This is a genomic window from Puniceibacterium sediminis (assembly GCF_900188035.1).
Taxonomy (GTDB): Bacteria; Pseudomonadota; Alphaproteobacteria; order Rhodobacterales; family Rhodobacteraceae; genus Puniceibacterium; species Puniceibacterium sediminis.
Genome location: NZ_FZNN01000029.1, coordinates 1 through 22973 on the forward strand (window position 1 = coordinate 1; position 22973 = coordinate 22973).

Annotated in this window: 19 protein-coding genes and 3 pseudogenes; 12 read left to right on the forward strand and 10 right to left on the reverse strand. The window is 60.0% G+C overall.

What is annotated here, in order from left to right:
* Positions 1–158 (forward strand): transposase domain-containing protein (locus tag CHB75_RS19315; RefSeq protein ID WP_141135057.1); only part of this gene is annotated, 158 nt, incomplete at its 5' end.
* A 15-nt stretch (positions 159–173) separates the two neighbouring features.
* On the forward strand, positions 174–638 hold the full coding sequence (locus CHB75_RS19320; RefSeq protein WP_089273534.1) for a recombinase family protein: 465 nt from the start codon (positions 174–176) through the stop codon (positions 636–638).
* A 603-nt stretch (positions 639–1241) separates the two neighbouring features.
* Here the strand turns inward: CHB75_RS19320 and CHB75_RS19325 are convergent.
* Both CHB75_RS19325 and CHB75_RS19330 read right to left on the reverse strand, forming a co-directional pair.
* Complete coding sequence (locus CHB75_RS19325; RefSeq protein ID WP_141135153.1) at positions 1242–1448, reverse strand: hypothetical protein; 207 nt, start codon at positions 1446–1448, stop codon at positions 1242–1244.
* A gap of 8 nt (positions 1449–1456) precedes the next feature.
* A complete protein-coding gene (locus CHB75_RS19330; RefSeq protein ID WP_089273538.1) occupies positions 1457–1663 on the reverse strand; it encodes a hypothetical protein in 207 nt (68 codons plus the stop codon).
* A 113-nt stretch (positions 1664–1776) separates the two neighbouring features.
* On the opposite strand from CHB75_RS19330, the gene CHB75_RS19335 reads away from it, so the two are divergent.
* The 6 genes and pseudogenes from CHB75_RS19335 to CHB75_RS22195 all read left to right on the forward strand — a co-directional run.
* Entirely contained in the window at positions 1777–2055 is a 279-nt protein-coding gene (locus tag CHB75_RS19335) for a hypothetical protein (protein WP_141135154.1), read from the forward strand.
* Between the two features lie 71 nt (positions 2056–2126).
* Positions 2127–3096, forward strand: a pseudogene (locus CHB75_RS19340) (IS5 family transposase); the annotation flags it as partial.
* 367 nt (positions 3097–3463) lie between these two features.
* Positions 3464–6196, forward strand: a complete 2733-nt coding sequence (locus CHB75_RS19345; RefSeq protein WP_176439217.1) for an SdrD B-like domain-containing protein — start codon at positions 3464–3466, stop codon at positions 6194–6196.
* Between the two features lie 102 nt (positions 6197–6298).
* Positions 6299–6508: a hypothetical protein gene (locus tag CHB75_RS19350; RefSeq protein WP_089273544.1), complete on the forward strand. Its 210-nt coding sequence runs from the start codon at positions 6299–6301 to the stop codon at positions 6506–6508.
* Positions 6509–6625: 117 nt separating this feature from the next.
* Positions 6626–8224 (forward strand): exosortase E/protease, VPEID-CTERM system, encoded by a 1599-nt coding sequence (gene xrtE / locus CHB75_RS19355; RefSeq protein WP_089273546.1) that lies wholly within the window; start codon positions 6626–6628, stop codon positions 8222–8224.
* A 292-nt stretch (positions 8225–8516) separates the two neighbouring features.
* Positions 8517–8638 (forward strand): annotated as a pseudogene (locus tag CHB75_RS22195) (IS5/IS1182 family transposase); the annotation flags it as partial.
* A 456-nt stretch (positions 8639–9094) separates the two neighbouring features.
* Here the strand turns inward: CHB75_RS22195 and CHB75_RS19360 are convergent.
* The 7 genes from CHB75_RS19360 to CHB75_RS19390 form a co-directional block, all read right to left on the reverse strand.
* Positions 9095–10072 carry a sialic acid TRAP transporter substrate-binding protein SiaP gene (locus tag CHB75_RS19360; RefSeq protein WP_089273548.1) on the reverse strand — a complete coding sequence of 326 codons (978 nt, stop codon included), beginning with the start codon at positions 10070–10072 and terminating at the stop codon, positions 9095–9097.
* A gap of 30 nt (positions 10073–10102) precedes the next feature.
* Entirely contained in the window at positions 10103–10984 is an 882-nt protein-coding gene (locus CHB75_RS19365) for an SMP-30/gluconolactonase/LRE family protein (protein WP_089273550.1), read from the reverse strand.
* On the reverse strand, positions 10981–12276 hold the full coding sequence (locus tag CHB75_RS19370; RefSeq protein ID WP_089273552.1) for a TRAP transporter large permease: 1296 nt from the start codon (positions 12274–12276) through the stop codon (positions 10981–10983). The genes CHB75_RS19365 and CHB75_RS19370 overlap by 4 nt, the downstream gene beginning before the upstream one ends.
* Positions 12269–12796, reverse strand: a complete 528-nt coding sequence (locus CHB75_RS19375) for a TRAP transporter small permease (RefSeq protein ID WP_089273554.1) — start codon at positions 12794–12796, stop codon at positions 12269–12271. The genes CHB75_RS19370 and CHB75_RS19375 overlap by 8 nt, the downstream gene beginning before the upstream one ends.
* 44 nt (positions 12797–12840) lie before the next feature.
* Entirely contained in the window at positions 12841–13836 is a 996-nt protein-coding gene (gene dctP, locus CHB75_RS19380; RefSeq protein ID WP_089273556.1) for a TRAP transporter substrate-binding protein DctP, read from the reverse strand.
* Positions 13837–13900: 64 nt separating this feature from the next.
* Positions 13901–14884, reverse strand: coding sequence for a TRAP transporter substrate-binding protein DctP (dctP, locus tag CHB75_RS19385; protein WP_089273558.1), 984 nt, complete (start codon positions 14882–14884; stop codon positions 13901–13903).
* 34 nt (positions 14885–14918) lie between these two features.
* Positions 14919–15791 carry a shikimate dehydrogenase gene (locus tag CHB75_RS19390; RefSeq protein WP_089273587.1) on the reverse strand — a complete coding sequence of 291 codons (873 nt, stop codon included), beginning with the start codon at positions 15789–15791 and terminating at the stop codon, positions 14919–14921.
* 422 nt (positions 15792–16213) lie between these two features.
* Here CHB75_RS19390 and CHB75_RS19395 point away from each other — a divergent pair, with 422 nt between their 5' ends.
* Positions 16214–17146: an alpha/beta hydrolase gene (locus CHB75_RS19395; protein ID WP_089273560.1), complete on the forward strand. Its 933-nt coding sequence runs from the start codon at positions 16214–16216 to the stop codon at positions 17144–17146.
* 296 nt (positions 17147–17442) lie between these two features.
* On the opposite strand, the pseudogene CHB75_RS22555 reads toward CHB75_RS19395, so the two are convergent.
* A pseudogene (locus tag CHB75_RS22555) lies at positions 17443–17802 on the reverse strand (transposase); the annotation flags it as partial.
* 537 nt (positions 17803–18339) lie between these two features.
* On the opposite strand from CHB75_RS22555, the gene CHB75_RS19405 reads away from it, so the two are divergent.
* Genes CHB75_RS19405 through CHB75_RS19415 form a run of 3 tightly spaced genes read left to right on the forward strand, consistent with a single transcriptional unit; the run spans position 18340 to position 22773 of the window.
* Positions 18340–18540: a YgaP family membrane protein gene (locus CHB75_RS19405; protein WP_089273564.1), complete on the forward strand. Its 201-nt coding sequence runs from the start codon at positions 18340–18342 to the stop codon at positions 18538–18540.
* Between the two features lie 53 nt (positions 18541–18593).
* Positions 18594–19568 carry an efflux RND transporter periplasmic adaptor subunit gene (locus tag CHB75_RS19410; protein ID WP_089273566.1) on the forward strand — a complete coding sequence of 325 codons (975 nt, stop codon included), beginning with the start codon at positions 18594–18596 and terminating at the stop codon, positions 19566–19568.
* Positions 19561–22773, forward strand: a complete 3213-nt coding sequence (locus tag CHB75_RS19415; protein ID WP_089273568.1) for an efflux RND transporter permease subunit — start codon at positions 19561–19563, stop codon at positions 22771–22773. Before CHB75_RS19410 ends, CHB75_RS19415 begins: the two co-directional genes overlap by 8 nt.
* Positions 22774–22973: the final 200 nt, after the last annotated feature.

The window sequence follows — 22973 nt, forward strand, 5'->3', positions numbered from 1 at the left end:
GCGCCGCGACATGGGCGCGTGTCGCCTCGCTGATAGGCACATGTCGCCTGAACGCCGTAAACCCCGAAGCCTATGTCGCCGCCACACTCCGAAAGATCCTCGATCAGCACATGCAGACTGACATCGACACTCTCATGCCATGGAACTTCGGCAAGTAGTAAAACCACAGTGCCATGGGTGATGGACTGCCGCTTACGAAGGAACAGACAAGCTCTGTAGGCCACCGCCCAGCGCTCTCAGAGGCTTTGGAGTTCTGCCGGGACGGCGATGTGTTCATTGTCACCAAGTTAGACAGGCTGGCACGCTCAGTCAGGCATCTAGGAGACATCGTTGAACGGCTAGAGGCCAAGGGTGTCGGCCTTCGCATTCTTGATCTTGGCTTGGACACAACCAACGCAACCGGAAAGCTGATGCTCAACGTCCTTGGGTCCGTCGCTCAGTTCGAACGTGAGATGATGCTGGAACGGCAGAGGGAAGGCATCGCCAAGGCCAAGGCAGAGGGACGCTACAAGGGTCGCAGTCCCACGGCACAACGTATGAAGCCACAAGCAAAGGAGCTGGCATCGCAGGGCATGAGCAAACGACAGATCGCCACCGAGTTGGGAATATCAGAAAGGTCAGTCTACAGAATTGTGTGAACAGTTGTGGCGGGAGGCTTTTGCTTCCTGCCTTCCTTGCAGAAGCATCTCGGACACTAGCCTGCCCAACACAAAAAAAGGTGACACAAATAGGTACACACCCAAAGACGATGCCTTTATTTTCGACTTAAAAACAGCAACTTACTCTAGCAACGCAACCACAAAAACGCATCTCCTGGGCACCAAAATCAACCCCCTAAAAGTAACATTATATGATTATAGGGGTGTTTTGCCATTTTGACCTCTCAAATTGCTCCACACTACGGGTTCGGCATACCGACCAGGATCTACTCGCTGAAGCTGCGAGAACGGAGATCAAAGCGAGAAGCGAATTCTCCACACACACTGGCTGCGAAATGCTTCTCTCGACGACAGCCTGACAAACCCAAGCCATCCTCGACAACTGCACCGCCCCGCTAACCGGGTTCGCCCCAGAACCGCTTTCTCTTCGGTATCACCGCTGATTTCTGTCAAAAAGCGCGCCGCCGTTTGAACAGCAGAAGGAATAGGTGTCGGCACGCTTGGGAGTGGCTGTCTAAGCCAGTCCGCGGGCATCTCTACCCTCAAGATGACGGCGCTGATGGTGAACGCCGTCCTGGATTATCATTTAAGAAAGTCCTCAATCAGACGCTCGGCTTTCGCAAAGTCGATGACTTCGGTCGCGGCTTCGTGCAGGCCGATAAGATGCCCGACAGCAGCTGCAAGAGAATGTGCGCGCATTTCGAAATAGCGCTCATGATGGCCGCCATGCACATTGTGCTCATCCGCGCTCCACGTTGTCTGAATACCCTTTTCGATTTCCACGCGCATGAAATCGATCAGGATCTCCAAGTCGCGCAAAAAGGTTCAGTGAGCAACATATCCGCATTCAGGTGGCGTTTCACTGCCTCGGCAAGCGCACGTCGTTGCGGAGGCAAGGCCGGAATGATGACATCATGGAGCTGGTCGCGCGCAATGCGCGCTTGCATCACTGCATCCGCAGTCAACGCCAACAGAAATTCTCGGTGAGAAAGTTCCACGCCCATTACAGCTCTCCCATTTCTTGCGCACTGGCGCGGCAATGAGGACCTTGTGTGCCGTTAGCGTCAACTGCACTACCTGCAAGCGTGGACGTGACCGCGGGCGGGGGGCGCGGCGATTGAGCCAGACCGTCCGCCAGCAGGCAGATATCTTCAACGACCGGATCAGCGGGATTGATGGCTGCGAAAAAGCCAGATTCCACCCGTTCAGGGTTGTCCACGTGTTCCAGGAAAAGGATGTCCTTCAACTGGCTGAGCAAACCGGTTGTTCGGCGAGACAGCACCAGCTCTCGGCTCAGAGCGCCAGAGATCTGATGGACGATGTCGGCTCCAGCACTGCCGCCCAGCAGGTGTGCTGCTTGATGGAGCGCTCTTGGTGCTCCTCAATGAGCCTATGAATTGGAAGGGCCGTGTTGCACAAATCGGGTCAGGGATTCACTGTGTGGATCCAGCGTGATAGGTGAGGGGCATGAGCAGTTGGTCCCCTACGAAGTACAAGACCAGGAACTGGCCTTCGTACAACACCGCGCTGAAGCAACGCGGCTCACTTCCGATCTGGTTTGATCCTGAGATGGTCTGGGTGCCACCACCGGGCGGCAAACGTGGTCGGCAACGCCAATTCAGTGACGCCGCGATTCAGGCCTGCCTAACACTCAAGGTCTTGTTAGGCCTGCCATTGCGGCAAACTACAGGCTTCGTGGAAAGCCTGTTGCAGCTGGTCGGGCTTGACTGGGCTGTTGCGGATTTCAGCACCCTGTGCCGCCGTCAAAGAACACTGAATGTGAGCCTGCAGTATCGTGGCGGAACCGGCCCGCTAAACCTCTTGATCCCCTCTCGGGCATTGCTGCGCGATACCCTGCCGGGCAGTGGACAGCACCGGCATTAAGGCCGAAGGCGCAGGGGAATGGACCGCCCGTAAGCAGGGTGGCTCCAAACGCCGGATTTGGCGTAAGATGCACATAGGTATCGACGAAGAAACGCTGGAGGTTCGGGCTGTCGGGGTCACCACCACCAATGTTGGTGATGCGCCGATGCTGCCGGAATTGCTCGGTCAGATCCCACTTGATCAGAACATCGGATCAGTGACCGCCGACGGCGCGTATGACACGCGCAAATGCCACGACGCGATTGCCGCCCGCAATGCCCATGCGGTAATTCCACCGCGCAAGAACGCCAAGCCGTGGAAACCTACAAGCGCCGGAGCCATGGCCCGAAACGAGGCGGTCAACGCATCGCGATACCTCGGCCGAGCGCTCTGGCAACGATTAAGCGTATACCACCGTCGGAGCCGCGTCGAAACCAAGGTGCCCTGTGTGAAACTGCTGGGGCAAAGCCTCATGACGCGGGACTTCGACCGCCAGGTCGCGGAAATCCAGGTCCGCATCGCCGTCCTCAACCGTTGTTACACCGCTCTTGGCATACCCGTCACAGAGGCCGTGATAAGCCTGTCCGGGGAAAGGGGAAGCCCGCCCAGCAACCGATTTGTGCAACAAAGCCGATCTGGGGGTTGCTGTATCTCGTCATCTTCATTCAAAATCTCCTCAGTTATCCTGCCGAGAACATTCTACTTCCGCACCCCGTTACTTTCGGGGAGGAATACCAAGCAAAATCAACAGCGCGGAAAGACTTAAGCCGTTTTGCGTCAAAATTGCGGCGAAATTGTGTTGCATTTTAGATATAAAAAATTACACAAGAGCAATGAAGGTGGCCGACGTGATTCTGGCGGCCTGCGGGGAGTTTCGGGGGTCGCGGATCATTGGGTGCGCGGCCTTGTATTTTTAAGTGGTGTGGTTTCGGGGTGCAAAAGTGACGTACAATTCTTATTCTTCTTACAATTCCTATAGTTCTTACTGTGGGGGTGGTTCTTACGGATTTTCCGGTTCGAGCTATGGCAGTTCCGGATACGGTGGGTCCAGCTACGGCAGTGCCAGTTGCAGTGGCAGCTATTCGGTCTCGACATCGACCAAGCCCTATTATGACTGCAACACAAGCTCTGGCTACGGGTCCCACGACAGCTGGACAAAGTGGTGCGGTGACAAGACGCCGGAACCCGCGACCATCAAGGGTCGCCTGACCTTTGACGCCGATGGCAACGACACTGAATGGAACACTGAAACCAACAGCTGGGATGCCGGTGTTGAAGGCAAGACCGTCGAACTGATCGACAGCACTGGCGCAGTTGTTGCCACCACCGTCACCGATGGCTACGGCAACTATTCGTTTGACGTGGCGCCGGGCCAGTATCAGGTCAAGTTCCCCGGTGTGTCCGGGTATGAATTCTCGCAAAAAGATGTCGGCGCGTCCGGCGAAGACAGCGATGCCAATGCCAATGGCCTGACAGACGTCATTTCGGTTTCAAGCGGCCAGAACGTCTGCAACATCGATGCGGGCCTCAAGGCGGCGACCGGGACCATTTCCGGCACGGTGTTCTGCGATACCGACTGCGACGGCCTGAGCGAAGAGACAACAACTGTCCCCGGCAAGACCTATACAGTCGAAGCCGAAGACATGCAGGACTGCAATTTCGACACGGTTTCGGGCAGCCAGGCCTCGGGCGGGTCGCTGGTAAAGCTGCGGTCGACCTCGAACAGCATCGACGGCACGCTCAAAACGAATTTCGCGGGCGAAAACGGCACCTACGACATCAAGATTGCCGTTCAGGACGAAAATGACGGCCAGTCCAAGATCTATGTCAAAGTGAACGGCCAGCTTGTCGAAGCCATCAAACTCGACGGCGACAACGACGGATCGGGCGGCAATAACGGCGGCTTCTCGACCTATGTCATCGCGAATGTGGCGCTGAACACCGGCGACCAGATCATGCTTGCCGTCGATGGCAACTGCGGTGAGTACGTGCGGATCGACAAGCTCGACTTTGTCGGCGCCGATATGGTCACCACAGTGTCCGAACCCGTCAAGGCAGGCGTCACGATCAAGCTGCTTGATGCGGCTGGCGTTGTCATTGCCACGACCCTGACCGATGCGAACGGGGCCTACAGCTTTGAATCGGTGCCGGTTGGCGAATACACCATCATGGGCGTTGCACCCGACGGAACCGAATTCACCATTCAGGATGTTGACGGCAACAGCCAGGACGGCATCGACAGCGACGTGAACGGCGATGGCGTTTCGGGCACGGTCGTCGTGACCGCAGGCAGCAACAGCACCATCGATCTGGGCGTCTGTGACAAGCCCGAGCCGGTTCTGGGCGCGCTTGGCGACAGGGTGTTTTACGATGATAACCGCGACGGCATCCAGAATGACGGAGAAGCCGGTGTTGTCGGCGTCGCTGTGACACTGACCGGTGCGGGCGCTGACGGGGTGTTCGGCACTGCCGATGACATCACGGCCAGCACGACAACCGCAGCCGACGGCACCTATCTTTTCGACCAGCTTGCGGCCGGCGACTATGTCGTGGGCTTTGCCGAAGTCGACGCCTTCGATTTCACCACGGCAAACGCAGGTGACGACGCCGCTGACAGCGACGCCGACCAGACGACTGGCAAGACCTCTGTCATCACGCTTGCTGCGGGTCAGATCGATCTGACCTGGGACGCGGGCATTGTCAGCGAAAACCCCGAGGCGTTGGGCGACACCGCCATGACATGTTCGGATGAAGCCGTGACAGTGGATGTGCTGGCCAACGACACTGATGAGCAGGCGCTGACCATCACGGCGGTCGGCGGCATCGCGATCACCGAAGGCGCCACCGTCGACGTGGACGGCGTATTCGTCAGCCTGATTGACGGCAAACTGGTCGTTGACGGTGCTGCGGCCTATGCGGCGCTGGACATCGGCGAACAGGCGACGCACACGATCGCGTATACCGTTTCGGACGGTCTGGGCGGTTTGGCGACGGCAGATCTGGACGTGACCTTCTGTGGAGATGCCAACAGCTATGCATCGCTTGTGGCAAGCTTCCCGACGACCGGAACCTATGAAATTGCGTATGCTGCGGATCTGAACCCGCTGGGCGATTTCGGCTTTGACATCCGGATCGTGGGCACCGGCGATGACCGCTTTGACGGTATGGTCTATGAACAGGCTTATTGCCTGGACTTTGCGACCGCCGCGAATACCAGCGGAAGTTTCGAGACCACTCCGGAAAACCCCGGTGCCTTCTACGGGGTGCAGAGCGCCGAAGCGATCGACGTCTTCTCGCCCGGTCAGACCAGCGCAGCCAACGGTCAAGCGGCCGAGGACAACCTTGATCTGGTTAGCTGGGTGATCGCCCAGAACTTTGAAAACAACGGTGCGGAGTCGGTCAACGGGGGCTTCTCAGGCTGGGAAGTTCAGTTCGCGATCTGGGAACTTACCGACAACTTCAACTCGGACGCGGCTTTTGGCGCGACGCCGTCCTTCGGACAGCTGGCCGATACCGACTATATCGTCAACCAGGCTCTGGCCCACGGCGAAGGCTTCCAGTTCGGAACCGAAGGCCAGGTCGGTCTGATCATCGATCCGTCGCCGTCGACGGTGGAAAATGTACAGCCCTTCATCATCGGCCTCGCGTTCGATGCGTATGATTGCCTTTGCTAATAGGTGACCAGAATACCGCGGCTGGACATCTCCGGTCGTGTGAATCCTTGTAAAAATAATGATCCATGACCTGAAACAGGTTATAAAACAAAGGTTTAAAAAATGACCAAACTTTACGTGTCCGCAGCAGCATTCGTCCTTTCCGCAAGCTCTGCAATGGCTGGTGCCTGCTACGACATTTTTGGCACACAGATTGCCTGTGCCGCAACCACGGCCGTTCCCGAGATTTCGGCACTTGAGGGCACCGCTGGTCTGGCCGTTCTGGCAGCCGTCGTTCTGCTGGCGTGGGAGCGCCGCCGCCGCGCCGTCTGAAAAGACGATATCCGGGTGCCTGATGCGCCCGGTATGACATGATTGGGACGGCCCTGTCCGGGATCGGATGGGGCCTCTCTTTGTTTCAGGTACCGAGTTGAGCTAGAGTTTTCGCATATGGCCGTTTCCAGCACCCACCCGTCCGCCCCCCGCAAGCGGTTTGCCCTTGTCGCAATCGGCGGGCTGGTCGGCGTGGAACTCCTCCTGCTCAGCCTGCTTTACCAGCATGACTTTGTCTTTACCTGCCGCGACAGCCTTCCGGTCATGCTCTGCGCCGCGCTGGGGCGGGCTGTGCCGCGCGCTGTGGGTATCCTTGCTGCGCTGTCGCTGTTTGCCGTGGCGCGCCGGGGGCGGATTTCCGGCCTGTGGGGCGCGCCCGATCTGCGCCGGGGGCTGTGGGTGAACCTCGCCGGGTTTGCATTTATCCTGGCGCCCTGGGCCCTGCTGACGGATGCCAGCGGCGCGGCGGTTATCGCTTTTGGCGCTCTCCTGTGGCTTGTGGGGCTGGCAATCGCCGCCACCGGCGTGCTGCGGATGATCGCCCCCGCGCAGGCCTGGAGGAATACTCTGGCGGGACAGGGCAGCCTGCTTGTGGCGCTGTTCGTCGTGGGCGCGCTGTTGCCGGAAATCGGCGCTGGCCTGATGCCGCTGTGGAGCATTCCGGCGGTCACGGACATCACCTTTGCCGCCGTCCGCCTCAGCCTTGAGGCGTTGGGCTATGCGCCATCAACCGACATCGCGGAAAAGGCGATAGGCGCCGGTAATTTCTTTGTGCGGGTCGGTCCGCAATGTTCGGGTGTCGAGGGCTTTGCGCTGATCACAGTTTTCCTCACACTCTATGTGGCGCTGTTCCGCCGTGATCTGCGGTTTCCCCACGCACTGCTGCTGTTTCCCATCGGGCTTCTGGCAAGCTGGGTGTTCAACGTCCTGCGCATCACCGCCCTGATCGTCATCGGGATCGAAGGCGCACCGGAACTGGCCATCGGCGGATTTCATTCCCATGCGGGCTGGCTCGCGTTTACGCTGCTGTCCATCGGCCTGATCGCCGTATCGCGCACCACTCCGGCCTTTGCCGCAAAGCCGCGACAGACGCACCCCCTGCCCTCGTTTCTAAGCGATCCTGTGACGGCGCAGATCCTGCCCTTTATCGTCTTCATGGCCAGCGCGCTTCTGGCGTCAACCTTTGTCGCCGATCCGGCCCGAGTCTATCCCCTGCGCGCAGGGGCGGTGGGGGCGGCGCTGGCGCTGGTCTGGCCGTGGTTCCGGGCCCTGCCATGGCGGCTGGACCCGGTATCGCTGCTGACCGGCGCGGCGGTCGGGCTGGCCTGGATCGCATCGTCCCCGCCGGCAGCAGAGGGACAGTCCGCCCCCTTTGCCGGGATGGGAATCGGGATGACCGCGCTGTGGATCGGCGCCCGCGTCATCGGCACGACGCTTCTGGTGCCCCTGATAGAAGAGGCGCTGTTTCGCGGCTACCTGATCGACCGCCTCGCGCCGTCACGGCAGGTGGTTCCGATGATCGTGGCAATCGTTCTGGGCGCGGTCCTGTTTGCCCTGCTGCATGACAGGTGGCTGGCGGCCGGCCTTTCGGGCGTTGCATTCGGGGCGCTGGTCTGGCGGTCTGACAACCTGACCGATGCGATTTCCGCCCATGCCATGGCCAACGGACTTATCGTCGCTTGGGCTTTGGCGACAGGTGCGTGGCATATCATCTGATCCCTCTGCGCTGACTGCGGGGCCCGACCGTTCTAGAGCGCGCTGCATGACCACCATTTTTGGGCGGAATAGCCTGCTTACTGCCACCAAGCGCGCATCGTAACCGACTTGATATCAGCAAAAATGAGTGCATTTCGGCCTTATCGTGAGGCTGGATGTAATCTCTTCAAGGCGGCTGGACAAAATATACCCAATTTGGCGCCGAAGCGATGTTCCGGGGGCACGCCCCTCTGAATCGCCACCGCCTTGGTTTAGATACACACGACACTATGACGGGACGTTCCGGAAGCAGAGGACCGGATACCATGCTCGGCGCTGGATCGAAGCCAGAATGCGCCGTCTCAAAACCTTTGGAGAACGTGTTGCTGCAAGCGCTGTCCTGACCGGCAGAATGCCGAAAAACATACCCGAATGCGGAACACCCGGCTTCATTGCTGTGCCGCGAATAGCGAGTGTTCAACAGAACCCGCCATAATTAGCAGCCACTGCGGGACGGTCGGTGATAATTTGAACGAAGCGGCTTGTCTTATGCTGAACTTGGCTCCTGAGATTGAAGGAGCGCTGCCCACCACACTATTAGTAGCAGGTACGATCTGAAACCGCCTGCTGGACGCAATGCCAGCAGGCGGTCTGCCTTCCGGGGAAGGCTACGATGCGGGATGGGCCGCCTGTTGCACTGGCGACTTTGGAGGACTCGGCTTCGCCCCGACCATTGTGGCCGAAGCGATGCCGAGCGAAAAATCGGCCTTCAGGATACCCAGTGGCTGGCCTGGTCACAGACCTTGTCCACACAGTTTGCTGGCCACATCGCTGGTCCTCCCTGATGCGCCAGGCGTGCTTCAGCCGACCAGTCGGCCGCTGATGGGGCCTTTAGAGCTTGTTGATCTCTTCCAGCATACCTTGTGGCCACGAAGCCGACAGAGGCGAGTCGAGATAGAGCTTTTGGGCGTGGTCCTGAAACGCTTTCAGATCGGGTTCATAGACCTTCAGTCCTTCGCCCTTGAAGAATTCAACAAGGTCATGTTCCTGCTCCAGGTACTGTTCGTCTGACCAGGCGGTCGCCTTGTCGGCGGCGGCTTGCATGGTCGTTTGCTGTTCCGGGGTCATCGCGTCCCAGACCTTGGCCGAGATCAGCAGCATCCCGAAGCCGACGTTGTGCGAGGTCATTACAATCTGGTCAGTGACTTCATAGAACTTCATCGCCTTGTCGTTGGGCAGGGGGTTGTCCTGACCATCCACGACGCCGGTTTGAAGCGCGGTATACAGTTCGGAGTAGGCGATCGGCACCGGATTCGCGCCCAGAGCCTTGCCAAGGAACTGCCAGCTTTCGCCGCCGGGCATGCGCAGCTTGACGCCTGCCATGTCCGCCGGTGTCTTGATCTCTTTGTCACCCTTCAGGTTCACCTGACGCGTTCCATAGTAGAAGGTGCCCAGGATCACGACACCCAGCTGATCATGGGCGATCTGGCGGAAATGATCGCCGACCGGCGATGCGAAGATCGACTTCAGGTGCTTCTGGTCACGCACCACATAAGCTGCGCCAAGGATATCGAATTCCGGCGCCTGTTGTGCAAGGTCGGATGGCGGCAGGCCCGCCATCTGGATGTTACCGCGCTGGATGCCGATCAGTTCGGTGCCCTGCTTCATCAGAGTGGCGCCAAAATAAGGCTGGAAATCGAAATCACCGCCGATTTCCTTGGCAAAGATGTCGACCACGGCCTGTGAGCGGGGCACATCAGGCTGGTTCACGTCAGAGAAGATCAGCGGGGTCTTGTCCTGAGCTGCGGCCGACAATGTCAGCCCCAGCCCGGCAATGGCCGCCAGTGCGATGGTGTGAAGTGATTTCATTTTGTCTCTCCCATGGTTTGCTTCTTCAGTTCAGGCGTCGAAAAGGTGTTCCGGCAGCCCCTGCCCCAGCCCTTGGATGGCGAGGACTGAACCGGCCAGCGGTTCGGCTGCCAGTACGTCGGGGGGCAGGAATTTTGTAGCGGTGGTGACGAACAGCGTTTTCAGATCCGGCCCGCCAAAGCAGAGGCAGGTCGGGTTGCTCACCGGCAGCGCTATTTCGCGGTCAATACGTCCGTCGGGCGCATAACGGATGATCCGGCCGCCCGCGAAGACCGCCTGCCAGAGGCACCCGTCGGCGTCGACACAGGCGCCGTCCGGGCGGTCTGCGGTCGCGGTAAAATCCGAGAGGAGTCCACGGCTAGTCGGCGCGCCAGTTTCGTCCAGAGTGATCGTCCAGGTCAGGTGACGGCGGGTGTCGGTGAACCACATCCGCCGTCCGTCGGGGGCAAAGGCGATACCGTTTGACACTACAACATCGCTGAAATGCCGCGTCATGGTCCCGTCGGGATCCACGCGGTAAAGGCCGCCGATGCTGCGGTGCAGTTCGTTGTCCATCGTGCCGATCCAGAGCTGGCCGTGGCAGTCTACCCTGCCGTCATTCAGGCGTGTATCCGGGTGGGTTTCATCCGGCGTCACGGCAAGCACGCGCGCGTTGGTGCCATCGGCGCTGGCGGTCACCAACGTCAGATCCCGTGCCAGCAGCACCCCGCCAGAGCGCGTCAATGCGATACCGCCAAGATAGGTGCCGGGCTGCTCGGTCGCATCGGTCGCACCTGTTTCGGGGTCGAGCGAATACAGAGTCGGCTTTTCGATGTCGATCCAGCGCAGCCGCTGCGCCCGCGCATCCCACAAGGGGGTTTCGCCCAATTGCGCAGCCGCGCGATGTGCCACCTCTATGACAGGGTTTTTCATCCCCTGTATCCCAGAAGCCGTGGCAGCCAGAGTACGAAGTCCGGAACAAAGGTGATGATCCCGAGGGCGATGAACAGGGCAATCAGGAACGGCACAAGTTCGCGCACGATCTTTGTCAGCGGCTCTTTCGTGACTGAGGCCACGATAAACAACAGCAACCCGTAGGGTGGCGTGATCAGACCCAGCATCGCGTTCACCACAACGATCACGCCGAAATGCACCAGATCAATCCCAAGCGCTTGGGCCGTCGGGATAAAGATCGGAACTATGATCAACAGGATCGCGCCGGATTCCAGAATGCAGCCAAGCGCCAGGAACAGCACGTTGATCGCGATCAGAAAGCCGGTGCGCGACAGTTCGAAATGGGCCAGCCAGTTGGAAAGAGACACCGGAACGTTTTCGCGCGTCACGACATACTGAAAGGTCAGGGCGCCGGCGATGAGAATGCCGATGGTCGCGGTCGACCGGGCCGAGCCGAGCAGGGTTTGGTAAAATTGCTTGATGCTGACCGAACGATAGAAGGTCACCGAGACGAACAGCGCATAGAAGGCAGCGACAGCGGCGGCCTCGGTCGGTGTCATGATGCCGCCGTAGATGCCGCCCAGCAGGATCACCGGCAACAGTAGCGCGGGAATCGCCTGAAAGGTCACACGCGGGATGTCGCGCAGCGGGACCGAGGTATCGGTGGGAAAATTGCGGGTGTGGGCGATGATCATGTTCATGACCATCAGGACCAGTCCCATCAGCAAACCCGGCATCATTCCTGCGGCGAACAGATAGCCCACCGATTGATCCGACACGAGCGCGTAAAGCACCATGGGGATCGACGGTGGAATGATCGGCCCGATGGTCGCGGAGGCCGCAGTGATGGCGGCGGCATAAGAGGCTGAATAGCGCCCGTCCTTGGTCATCATTCCGATGATGATCTTGCCCATACCCACTGCATCGGCGACGGCCGATCCGGACATGCCGGAAAAGATCAGGGATGAGACCACGTTGACGTGGCCAAGCCCGCCCTTGAAGCGGCCGACCAGTGCCTCGGCGAACCTTAGAAGCCGGTCAGCGAGCGAACCGACATTCATGATGTCGGCGGCCAGTATGAACAGGGGAATCGCCAGCAGCGTATAGCTGTTGAACAGGCCTTGAAGCAGGGTCTCGGCGGCGATGGAGGAATCAAACCCCTTTAGCGCCAGATAGACCGACGAGGCACAGATCATCGCAAGGCCGATGGACAAACCGCCAATAGCCAGCAGGGCCAGCAACAGGATCGAAAGAAAAAAGGGATCAGTCATAGTCGTGTGTTTCCGCCGTGACGATGTGGGATACAGGGACTGGCGTGGTATTGCGGACCGCGTGCCAGACCGTGATCAGGCAGCGCAGGATGACAGCCAGTGCGAAGGGGATGTAGATTGAGAATACCCAATCGAAGCGGATCTTCATGTAGGCGGTCTTTTCGATTTTCATGAAGGTGACGTAGTCCCAGATCTGCGGAAGCGTCCAAACGAAAATCGCCGCGCAGGTCAGGCCCGTGATGATATCGAGCGTTCTTTGCGCGTTGCGCGGCAGCAGGGTGTAAAGGATATCGAGCCGGATCACGTCGCGTTCGCTGACGACGAAGGCATATCCGAACAGGATGCCCCAGAGCCAGGCGATGGCGACAAATTCGACTGTCCAGCCCAGAGGGAGGTTCAGCAGATAGCGGAAAACGATCTGGATCAGGAAGCTGGCAAAGAGCGCCCCAAGAATCAGCGCTAGCAGGTTTTCGGCGCGCCGGTGCAGCCAGCCAAACAATGGTCTCGTACGAATGATCATGACTCCCCGATGATGCGGCCCCGGGGGTGCCGGGGCCGTCTGGTTCAGTTTGCGTTTATCTTGTCGAGCAGCCCTTCGGGCCAGTCGTCGGCGAATTTCGACGTCTTGTAGACCCCGAGAACGTGTTCGCGGAATGCGGTCAGGTCGGGTTCGTAGACCTTCAGGCCTTCCGCTTCGAAAAAGCTGACCAGTTCCGCTTCTTGCGTGAGGACATAGTCCGCCATGTCATTTTCGAATCCGTCGGCGCAGGTCTGAAGCCGTTCCTGCTGGTCTGATGAGAGGCTGTCCCATTTGGACATCGACACCACGAAGACGTTGTTGGACATACGGTGCCCGGTCAGGACGATCTGGTCCGTGACTTCGTAGAACTTCATCGACTTGTCTGTAGGTAGCGGGTTGTCCTGACCGTCAATCGCGCCGGTCTGAAGTGCAGTATAAACTTCGGTGAACGCCATCGGGGTCGGGTTCGCGCCCAGTGCTTCGCCCAGAAACTGCCAGCCTTCACCGCCCGGCATCCTCAGCTTGACGCCTTGCAGGTCTGCGGGTGTCATCACTTTCCTGTCGCCGCGGATGTTCACATGGCGGGTGCCGATATAGGGCCAGGCCAGAACCTTGATTCCGGTTGAATCCTCGATCTTGGCAACCAGATCGTCCAGGACGTCGCTGTCATAGACCCGGCGCATATGTTCAATGTCGCGGAACAGGTAGGCGGTGCCGAGGATAGAGGTTTCGGGCACCTGATTGTAAAAATCAAAGACGGCGAGGCTGGCCATATCAAGGTTGCCGCGCTGCATCGACGTCAGCTCGGTGCCTTGCTTGACCAAGGTTGCTCCGTGGTAGGGCTGAAAGTCGAACGCGTCGCTCAGGCAGCCTGCAAATCCTTTGTCCAGAATGGCGCTGCGCGGATCGCTTTCCTGGACCGTATCCGAATAGATCAGCGTCGGCGCTTCCTGGGCAAGAGCGGCACCGGCCGCCAGTCCGGCGGCGAGGCCGATGGCCGATGCCAGCGTCCGGGCTGACCGTGTGGGTTGAATGATCATTCCATTTTCCTCTCATGTGTTATGACTGTGGCGCCCGATCCAAGCGAACGGGCACCACTTTGGCTCAAAGGCCGTTGATCTTTTCGATCAGCCCTTCTGGCCAGTCATTCGAGTAAGTGGAGTTGCGGAAGTATTCGAGCACATGGGTGCGGAATGCCGCCTTGTCGGGTTCGTAGACGTCGAGACCTTCGTTCTTGAAGAAGTCCACCAGTTCGGATTCCTGACGGATCGTGTCATTGCTCAGCGCTGTCTCGAACTCCTTGGAGCAGACCTGAAGCTTGGCCTGCTGATCAGGAGTCAGGCTGTCCCACTTGGATTTTGCCATTGAAAACACGTTTGCGGCCAGAAGATGCCCGGTCAGGATGATCTGGTCGGTCACTTCGTAGAACTTCATCTGCTTGTCGGCCGGCAGCGGGTTGTCCTGACCATCGATCGCGCCCGTCTGAAGCGCTGTATAGACTTCGGTAAAGGCAAGCGGTGTGGGGTTGGCACCCAAAGCTTCGCCAACGAACTGCCAGCCTTCGCCGCCGGGCATGCGAAGTTTGATACCGGCCAGATCGGCGGGGGTCATTACCTTCTTGTCGCCACGGATGTTGACGTGGCGGGTGCCGATGTAGGGCCAGGCCAGGACCTTGATCCCGGTCTTTTCCTCGATTGCGGCGATCAGGGGCTTCAGCTCTTCTGAATCGTAGGTCTTGCGCAGGTGGTCATAGTCGCGGAACAGATATGCGGTGCCGAGGATCGAGGTTTCGGGCACCTGATTGTTGAAGTCGTAGATCGCAAGCGCCGCCATATCGAGGTTGCCGCGCTGCATCGCTGTCAGTTCGGTGCCCTGCTTGAAAAGGGTGGCACCGAAATAGGGCGTGAATTTGAACTGGTCCCCCAGACAGGTGGCGAAGGTTTCGCGCAGGATAGTGCTGCGGCGGTCTGTCTCTTGTACCGTGTCGGAATAGGTCAGTTCTACTACGTCCTGCGCCATGGCGGCGACAGAGGACAGCCCGAGTGCAAGCGCTGCGGCGGCACCCTTCAGGTGGTTGAGTTTTCGCATGGTCTCCTCCCTGAGATCGCGATGATTTGCCGGTTTAGCCGACGGCCGTAAAAGCCGACCACATCCGTTCCGGATCTGGTCGACGTCCCGTAAAAAGCTCAAACGCGCGCACTGCTTGATACAGCGCCATGCCCGACCCGGGCAGCACCGCGCAGCCGCGGCGGCGTGCCAATGCCAAAAGTGCCGTTTCCAACGGAAAATAGACGATGTCGGCGATCCAGTGACGCCGTTCGATCAAGGCTTCGGGCAGGGGCAGACCGGGCAGTTTGTCCATCCCGACCGGTGTTGCGTTTACAACCCCGTCCGCTGATGCCGCAGCGGCGGCCAGATCGGTGACCACAACGCCGCGTCCTGCTCCAAGACGTTCCACCAGGTTCTCCGCTTTTGCGCGGTCGGTGTCTTGGACCAGAACACGCCCTGCGCCCTCATCGATCAATGCCTGCGCCACTGCGCCACCCGCACCGCCAGCCCCCAGCAGAAGGACTGTGTCACGACGCACCGACGGCAGTCCGCGGCGCATACTCTCGCGAAAACCCCAGAGATCGGTGTTGTCGCCCCGCCGCGCGCCGTCGCGAAACAGCACGGTGTTTACTGCGCCGACCGACTGCGCCCCGTCAGACAGGGAGCTGAGATAAGGCATCACAGCCTGCTTGAACGGAAAGGTAACGTTGATCCCGTCAAAACCGGCATCTTCCAGACGACTCAGAACTTCGGGGATGTCCGGCGTGGTCGCGGCGGTATCGGCATCGATAAGGCGATATTCGAACGGCACACCCTGAGCGGCACCTTCGGCCATGTGCATCCGTGGCGTGCGTGATGCACTGACACCGGTGCCAAGCAGGCCGACGAGAACTGCGCCCTGGGTCGTGCACTTTGGTGCGAACGCCTGATTCCATGAAGCTGTCAAACATCCCTCCCCGGCTGTCTTAAGTACATATTGTTCGCTGCATTTAAATATGTCAACATAATGTTCGCGGCAGTTCAATTGCTGCGCGTGCGAAGTCAACAGAGGCTGCTGCGACGGTTTCGCGGTCAGCCCTGAATGCACTGCAAGGGGGATCAGATGGGCCAAACGGACACGACCGAACGGGGCGAAGCGGTTTGGCACGACCTGATCTCTCTGGAATTAGGCTGGCGCGTTTCGACACGCACACTTTTTCAACGTCTCCAATCGGGCGACCTTCAGCCGCATCGTTGGCGAGGATCTGTTCGGCGAGCCTGGCCAACGAATGCTGAGCCAGTACGTCCGCGACACACTCCTGCGTTTCGTGATGCAGTCTGGGGTGATGGCCGAAACGGGGACTTAACCGCGCGCAGGAGTATGCCCGTATGATCAACCCCGATATTTTCCGCTTTCTCGAAGTCTGGGATGCAAAATGGGCTACCGTTCCGCCCGAGGCCGATGCCGCCGAGCGTCGCGCCCTGTTCGAGACCATCGCCAGCGAGATGCGTCTGCCCACGCCGGAAGGCGTCAATACGGACGAAGAGCACTGGATCGATTCTGATGGCGGCCCGGTTCGCGTCCGGCTGTTTCGCCACAACAGTGGTGGCGCGCAGCCTGCACTGATCTACATGCATGGCGGCGGCTGGATGCAGGGCTCTCCCGAGACGCACTGGGACATCACCGCGCGGATCGCAGCCTGGGCGAAAATGACCGTGATCTCGGTCGATTATGCGCTGGCGCCCGAGCATCCCTATCCGGCGGCCTTTCTGCAGTGCTGTGCCGTTCTGCGCTGGGCGAAGGACAAGGCAAAAGACTTGGGGATCGACCCGGCACGGCTTGCCATTGGCGGGGACAGTGCTGGCGGCAATCTTGCCGCGGCGGTCGCGTTGAAGGCCCGTGAGGAAGGGCTGGCACTTAAGGCGCAGCTTCTGATTTATCCGGCTTGCGACTTTGACAGGACGCGCCCGTCCTATGTTGAAAACGCCGAAGGCCCGCTGCTGAAGGTTGCCGGTATGGCCCGGACCAATGCGTTTTATTGCGCGGACGAGGTGCAGTTGCAGACGGATCCCTATATTGCGCCGCTGGTTGCGGAAACCCACGAGGGGCTGCCGACGGCGTTTGTCGCCGTAGCACAAAATGACCCACTGCGCGACAGTGGCCTTGCCTATTCCGAAGCACTGAAAGCAGCGGGTGTCAGCGTGACGGACGATCCCGGCACGGGGCTGATCCACGGATACCTACGGTCAATGGAATACTGTGACGTTGCCGAAACGCAGTTGAAGTGCATGACGGATTGGCTGCAAGCAGTTCTGCGTTAGCGCCCATGTCATGGCTTTGTCAGCTGGTTCAGAAGGTGTGAACTACGCCAAGTTTCCGGGAGCTTTAAACCATAGAAGGCTGGGAGCCACGGAAAAGAGCAAGATGGCGAAGCGTTATTCACCAGAGATCCGCGCCCGCGCGGTGCGGATCGTCCTGGAGCATTAGTGTTCCCCTGAAAGGTCGGGTGCTGTGAGCAAAGAGGTGGTCGAGGTTTTCGGCCGAGCTTTGTGCCGCAATAATCTATAGGATCGGTTTCATTTGATGCGGCAGCTTTCGGTTTCGGATCTTGAGGATCAAAGGCATCTGCCGGGGTCAGCAGGCCATGCGATGAGTGCGGGCGTTTTTCACTGTAGTGGGTGATCCAGACGCCGATCCCGCCCCTCGACTCTGAGCCCGTCTCGGAGGCATTCAGGTAGGCGCACTCGTATTTCAGTGACCGCCAGAGCCTTTCGATCATTCGGCTGGCGATCCAGCGGCCACGTCCATCCATGGAAATCTTCACTTTGGCGTCGAGCAGCACTTCGGTGAAATCTGTGCTGGTGAATTGCGATCCTTGATCAGTATTGAAGATCTCCGGCGGACCGTTTTGGGCCAAGGCTTCTTTCACTGCCTAGACGCAGAACCCCGCCTCCATCGCGTTCGACAGCCGCCAACTCGACTGTACCAACCCATCCCTCTAATGGTTTGCGGGTAAACCACTACCGGGCAGTGGGTGATTTCCATGAAACGCAGGTTCTCGGCGCTTTCGCCGCGTGGCTGATAGTAAACCGCCGAGCGCGACAGGGAGAGCAACACACATTGGCAGCGCACGCTCATATCAGGTTGATCATGCTTCACCGCTTCTTGCCTCCAGTTCCGAGGATGAGACCGGAGGCATCGGCCAAAAAAATCGCGCTCCACGATCAGCTGGCCGATCTTCCCTCTCGTGTATGCAAACATGCACTGCAGGGCGACGGGACGTGCAGTTTTTCGACCACCTTCTCAGAAATCGGCGGCTTAGCGGAAATCCCCATCATACACGCCCAATGACAACGCCCCGATACCGCCGAAAGAGCGACCTGCGTGACATTGACCCAAATCAACAACGCTCCCTTTTGCGTCGGCTAACCTCTGTTCGACCGTCCGTAGCGGCGCGGCGTCAACCCACAACGCCCCAGGTTGCCAGGCGACCGTATGGGCATGGAGAATGCAAATGACACTTGATCGCGTGGTTATGGCCTTCGCAGGCTGCATGGTCCTTTTGTCCCTGGCACTGACCCTTTGGGTCTCGCCCCATTTCATCTGGTTGACGGTGTTCGTCGGTGTGAACCAGATCCAATCGGCCTTTACCGGGTTCTGTCCGGCGGCGATATTTTTCAAGGCGCTGGGGGTCCAGCCCGGTAAGGCGTTCTGACCCTGCGTCTTCTCTGAACCATCCAAACTTTCTTTCCGTGAAGTGAAATAATCATGCGCACCCTGATCTCCGTACTCGCCCTGGCAATATCCCTGCCACTCGCCGTACTGGCCGAGGACTATACACTGGCCCCGATCTCGGTGACGGAGTGGAAGGCGGTCTATGGTCGGATCGAGGCGCGCAGCCGCATCCCGTCGCGCGCCAGGTTGGGTGGCACGCTGGTGTCGCTGAACGTCAGCGAAGGCGATGTGGTGAGTGCCGGGCAGGTGCTGGCTCGGGTCGTCGATGCCAAGATCGACTACCAGCTTGCGGCCATCGACGCGCAGATGCAGGCGCTGAGTGCCCAGCTGGACAATGCGCGGACCGAGCTGACACGGGGCGAGGATCTGCTGAGCCGCGGTGTGACCACAGCACAAAGGCTGGACGCGCTGCGCACTCAGGTCGATGTGCTGACCGGTCAGATCGCCGCCGTGAGTGCGGATCGCAAGGTTGTGGAACAGCAGGCGCTTGAGGGGTCGGTTCTGGCGCCGATCGCGGGCCGCGTGCTGACGGTGCCGGTGGCGGCGGGGGCCGTGGTCCTGCCCGGAGAGGCCGTGGCCACCATCGGCGGCGGCGGGATATTCCTGCGTATCGCGGTGCCCGAACGCCATGCTGCGTTCCTGCAAGAGGGGGCGGTGATCGAGATTGAAACTGCGACCGGTCCGGCGCAGGGCACCTTGGCGCGGATCTATCCGCTGATCGAAAACGGGCGGGTGGTTGCGGATGTCGAGGTGCCGGATCTTCCTGAGAGTTTCATCGACGCGCGTGTGCTTGTGCGCCTACCCGTCGATACCCGCTTTGCTCTGATGGTGCCTGAGACGGCTATCATCACCCGCACAGGCATTGATTTCGTCGAGGTTGCGGAAGCTAACGAACCGGTTCTGCGCACGGTTCTGCTGGGCCAGCGGCAGACGGTGGATGGGGCCGCGATGATCGAGGTGCTGTCGGGTCTCGTCGCTGGTGACCGGGTGGTGACCGGGCATGAGTAACATCCCAGAAACTGTCAATCTCGGCATCGCCGGGCGCCTGACGCGGGCGTTCATCGCCTCGTCCCTCACGCCGCTGTTCATCCTCGCCGCCTTGGCGATGGGGCTGGTCGCGCTCGGCGCCTTGCCACGCGAGGAAGAACCTCAGATTTCCGTCCCGCTGGTGGATATCCACCTGCAGGCACCCGGCCTGAGGGCCGAGGATGCGGTCAAGCTGGTCACCGAACCGTTGGAGGGCATCGTCAAGGGCATCGCCGGTGTCGAACATGTCTATTCATCCACCCATGACGACAATGTGCTGGTCACAGTGCGGTTCAAAGTCGGCACTTCGGCAGATTCGGCGGTCCTGAGAGTACATGACAAGATCCGTGGAAACATGGATCGCATCCCCATTGGTATCCCCGAGCCGCTGATCGTCGGGCGCGGGATTGATGACGTGGCAATCGTCTCGCTCACACTGGCACCCAAGCCGGGGGGTGAGGGGATCAGTGCCAACGACCTGACGCGCATCGCCCGCGAATTGCGCACGCAGGTCGCCAAGACCGCAGATGTCGGGCTGACCTATCTGGTGGGCGAAGTGCCCGAACGGATCCGCATCGCGCCCGACCCTGAACGGCTGGCGCTCTACGGTGTCACCCTGCAGCAACTTGCCGCCAAGGTGGCGAATGCCAACCGGTCGCAAAACACCGGCAAAATCCGCGACGGGGGCGATCAGATCGACCTTGTGGCGGGTGAAACGCTGGTGGCCCCGGCCGAAATCGGGAACCTGTTGCTGACCACCCGGGACGGGCGTCCGGTCTATGTCGCCGATGTGGCGCAGGTGAGCCTCGTCTCGGAGAATACCGATGTGATCGTTGCCAATGTGAGCCGCGCGGCGGATGGCACGGTGACACGGACGCCAGCCGTCACCCTGGCGGTGGCCAAGCGCGCCGGAGCCAATGCGGTGATCGTGGCCGAAGCGATTCTTCATAGAGTCGAGGCACTGGAGGGCAGTCTGATTCCCGAAACCGTGGCTGTGATCGTCACGCGGGACTACGGCGAAACCGCCAACGAAAAGGCGAACGAGCTGTTGTTTCACCTCGGGCTCGCCACGCTGTCGATCATTGCGCTGGTCTGGCTCGCCATCGGCTGGCGCGAGGCGACTGTGGTGGCGATTGTCATTCCTGTCACGATCCTGCTGACGCTCTTTGCCGCTTGGATCATGGGCTATACGCTCAACCGGGTGTCGTTGTTCGCGCTGATATTTTCGATCGGCATACTTGTGGATGACGCGATTGTGGTGATCGAAAACATCTCGCGTCATTGGGCGATGAAGGATGGCCGCAGCCGCCTGACCGGCGCGATCGAAGCGGTGGCAGAGGTCGGCAATCCGACCATAGTGGCGACCCTCACCGTGGTCGCGGCCCTGCTGCCGATGCTGTTCGTGTCGGGCCTGATGGGCCCCTACATGAGTCCGATCCCCGCGAACGCAAGTGCGGCAATGATCTTTTCCTTTTTTGTGGCGGTGATCATCACACCCTGGCTGATGGTCAAGGTGGCCGGGCGCGCGCCTATGTCTGCCCATGGCGATGCGTCCGGCCACGCTGGCGGCGCTCTGGGTCGGAACTACGCCCGCGTCGCGCGGCCCCTGCTGGCGACCAAAACCCGCAGCGCGGTGTTTCTGCTGGTCACGACCGCCCTGTCGTTTGGCTCGCTGGGCTTGCTCTACACTCAGGATGTGACCGTCAAACTGCTCCCCTTCGACAACAAATCCGAGCTGTCCGTGGTCATCGACCTGCCCGAGGGGGCGTCGGTCGAGGCCACCGACCGCGTGGCGCAGGACGTTGCCCGCACGGCCCTGGGTTTGCCCGAGGTCGTGTCGGTGCAGACCCATGCCGGGACATCTGCGCCCTTCAACTTCAACGGTCTGGTGCGGCACTATTACCTGCGCGGACAGCCCAATCTGGGCGAGGTGCAGATCACCCTCTCGCCCAAGGCCGAGCGCGACCGGCCCAGTCATGACATCGCTCTCGATCTCCGCGCCCGGCTGGACGCATTGCCGCTGTCCGAGGGCATCCGTCTGAAAACGGTCGAACCGCCCCCCGGTCCCCCGGTCATCGCCACCCTGCTGGCCGAGGTTTATGGCCCCGACGCCGACACCCGGCGCACGGTGGCGACAAAGGTGCGCGAGGCGTTCGAGCAGGTGCCCTATGTCGTTGATGTGGATGACAGCTTCGGCATACAGCCCCGCCGTTTGCGGGCCACGATCAGCACCGATGATCTCGAGTTTTTCAGCGTCGAGGAGAGCGATGTGTTCGACACGCTTGCCATCCTGAACGGCGGGCGCACGGTTGGGTATTCACACCGCGGACAGGGGCGCCCACCTATCCCGATCCGCATCGCGCGGGACGAGGGCGATCAGGTGCTGGACGAACGGTTCCTGTCGACGCCGATCCCGGCCAATGTCCTGCCTGGTGCGCGGGGGGTGGTCGAACTGGGCGATGTCATCCACGTGGCCGAGGAACACGCGTCGTTCCCGGTGTTTCGCCACAACGGGCGGGACGCCGAAATGGTGACGGGCGAGATGGCCGGAACGTTTGAGGCGCCGCTGTATGGAATGATCGCCGTTCGCAAGGCGCTCGACGCGATGGAATGGGCGCCCGGCACCAAACCCGTGATCAGTCTTTATGGCCAGCCCGAGGATGAGTCGGTGAGCACCCTGCTCTGGGACGGCGAGTGGGAGGTCACCTATGTCACCTTCCGCGACATGGGCGCGGCCTTTGGTGTGGCCCTGCTGGCGATCTATATCCTCGTGGTCGCGCAGTTCGGGTCATTCCGCCTGCCGCTGGTGATCCTGACACCGATCCCATTGACTTTCCTTGGCATCGTCGCGGGGCACTGGCTGTTCGGAGCCCCGTTCTCGGCCACGTCGATGATCGGCTTCATCGCCTTGGCCGGGATCATCGTGCGCAATTCGATCCTGCTGGTCGACTTCATCCGCCATGCCGATCCTGCGGGTAAAACCCCGGTGGAAATCCTGATCGAGGCAGGGTCCATCCGGTTCAAGCCGATCCTGCTGACCGCCATCGCGGCGATGATCGGGGCGGTGGTGATCCTGACGGACCCGATCTTCCAGGGGCTAGCGATCTCGCTACTGTTCGGATTGCTGTCTTCGACGCTGCTCACCGTGCTCGTGATCCCAGCAATCTACCGTGTGCTGAAGACCTGAGCGCGGAGTGAGGGCCAGTCAGCAGGCAAAACGAAGGGCGACCCGAAGCATCGGTCTTCTTGGCACAAAACGCCTCAGGATGCATGCTGGGGGCAGGGGGAGCAAGGTGGTGTAAATCCGTCCGATTTGCCCGCCGACCGTCTTTGGTACATCGATGCCGCCGGGGACAGTCACATCATAATAGCCAGTCAGTTCCCCAA

What these genes read in the sequence shown, in the direction of transcription:
- CHB75_RS19405 (WP_089273564.1), top strand. Translation starts at nt 18,340, where the DNA reads ATGACACTTGATCGCGTGGTTATGGCCTTCGCAGGCTGCATGGTCCTT.
- CHB75_RS19370 (WP_089273552.1), bottom strand. Translation starts at nt 12,276, where the DNA reads ATGACTGATCCCTTTTTTCTTTCGATCCTGTTGCTGGCCCTGCTGGCT.
- xrtE (WP_089273546.1), top strand. Translation starts at nt 6,626, where the DNA reads ATGGCCGTTTCCAGCACCCACCCGTCCGCCCCCCGCAAGCGGTTTGCC.
- CHB75_RS19415 (WP_089273568.1), top strand. Translation starts at nt 19,561, where the DNA reads ATGAGTAACATCCCAGAAACTGTCAATCTCGGCATCGCCGGGCGCCTG.
- CHB75_RS19395 (WP_089273560.1), top strand. Translation starts at nt 16,214, where the DNA reads ATGATCAACCCCGATATTTTCCGCTTTCTCGAAGTCTGGGATGCAAAA.
- CHB75_RS19325 (WP_141135153.1), bottom strand. Translation starts at nt 1,448, where the DNA reads ATGCGCGTGGAAATCGAAAAGGGTATTCAGACAACGTGGAGCGCGGAT.
- CHB75_RS19375 (WP_089273554.1), bottom strand. Translation starts at nt 12,796, where the DNA reads ATGATCATTCGTACGAGACCATTGTTTGGCTGGCTGCACCGGCGCGCC.
- dctP (WP_089273558.1), bottom strand. Translation starts at nt 14,884, where the DNA reads ATGCGAAAACTCAACCACCTGAAGGGTGCCGCCGCAGCGCTTGCACTC.
- CHB75_RS19350 (WP_089273544.1), top strand. Translation starts at nt 6,299, where the DNA reads ATGACCAAACTTTACGTGTCCGCAGCAGCATTCGTCCTTTCCGCAAGC.
- CHB75_RS19365 (WP_089273550.1), bottom strand. Translation starts at nt 10,984, where the DNA reads ATGAAAAACCCTGTCATAGAGGTGGCACATCGCGCGGCTGCGCAATTG.
- CHB75_RS19360 (WP_089273548.1), bottom strand. Translation starts at nt 10,072, where the DNA reads ATGAAATCACTTCACACCATCGCACTGGCGGCCATTGCCGGGCTGGGG.
- CHB75_RS19410 (WP_089273566.1), top strand. Translation starts at nt 18,594, where the DNA reads ATGCGCACCCTGATCTCCGTACTCGCCCTGGCAATATCCCTGCCACTC.
- dctP (WP_089273556.1), bottom strand. Translation starts at nt 13,836, where the DNA reads ATGATCATTCAACCCACACGGTCAGCCCGGACGCTGGCATCGGCCATC.
- CHB75_RS19330 (WP_089273538.1), bottom strand. Translation starts at nt 1,663, where the DNA reads ATGGGCGTGGAACTTTCTCACCGAGAATTTCTGTTGGCGTTGACTGCG.
- CHB75_RS19320 (WP_089273534.1), top strand. Translation starts at nt 174, where the DNA reads ATGGGTGATGGACTGCCGCTTACGAAGGAACAGACAAGCTCTGTAGGC.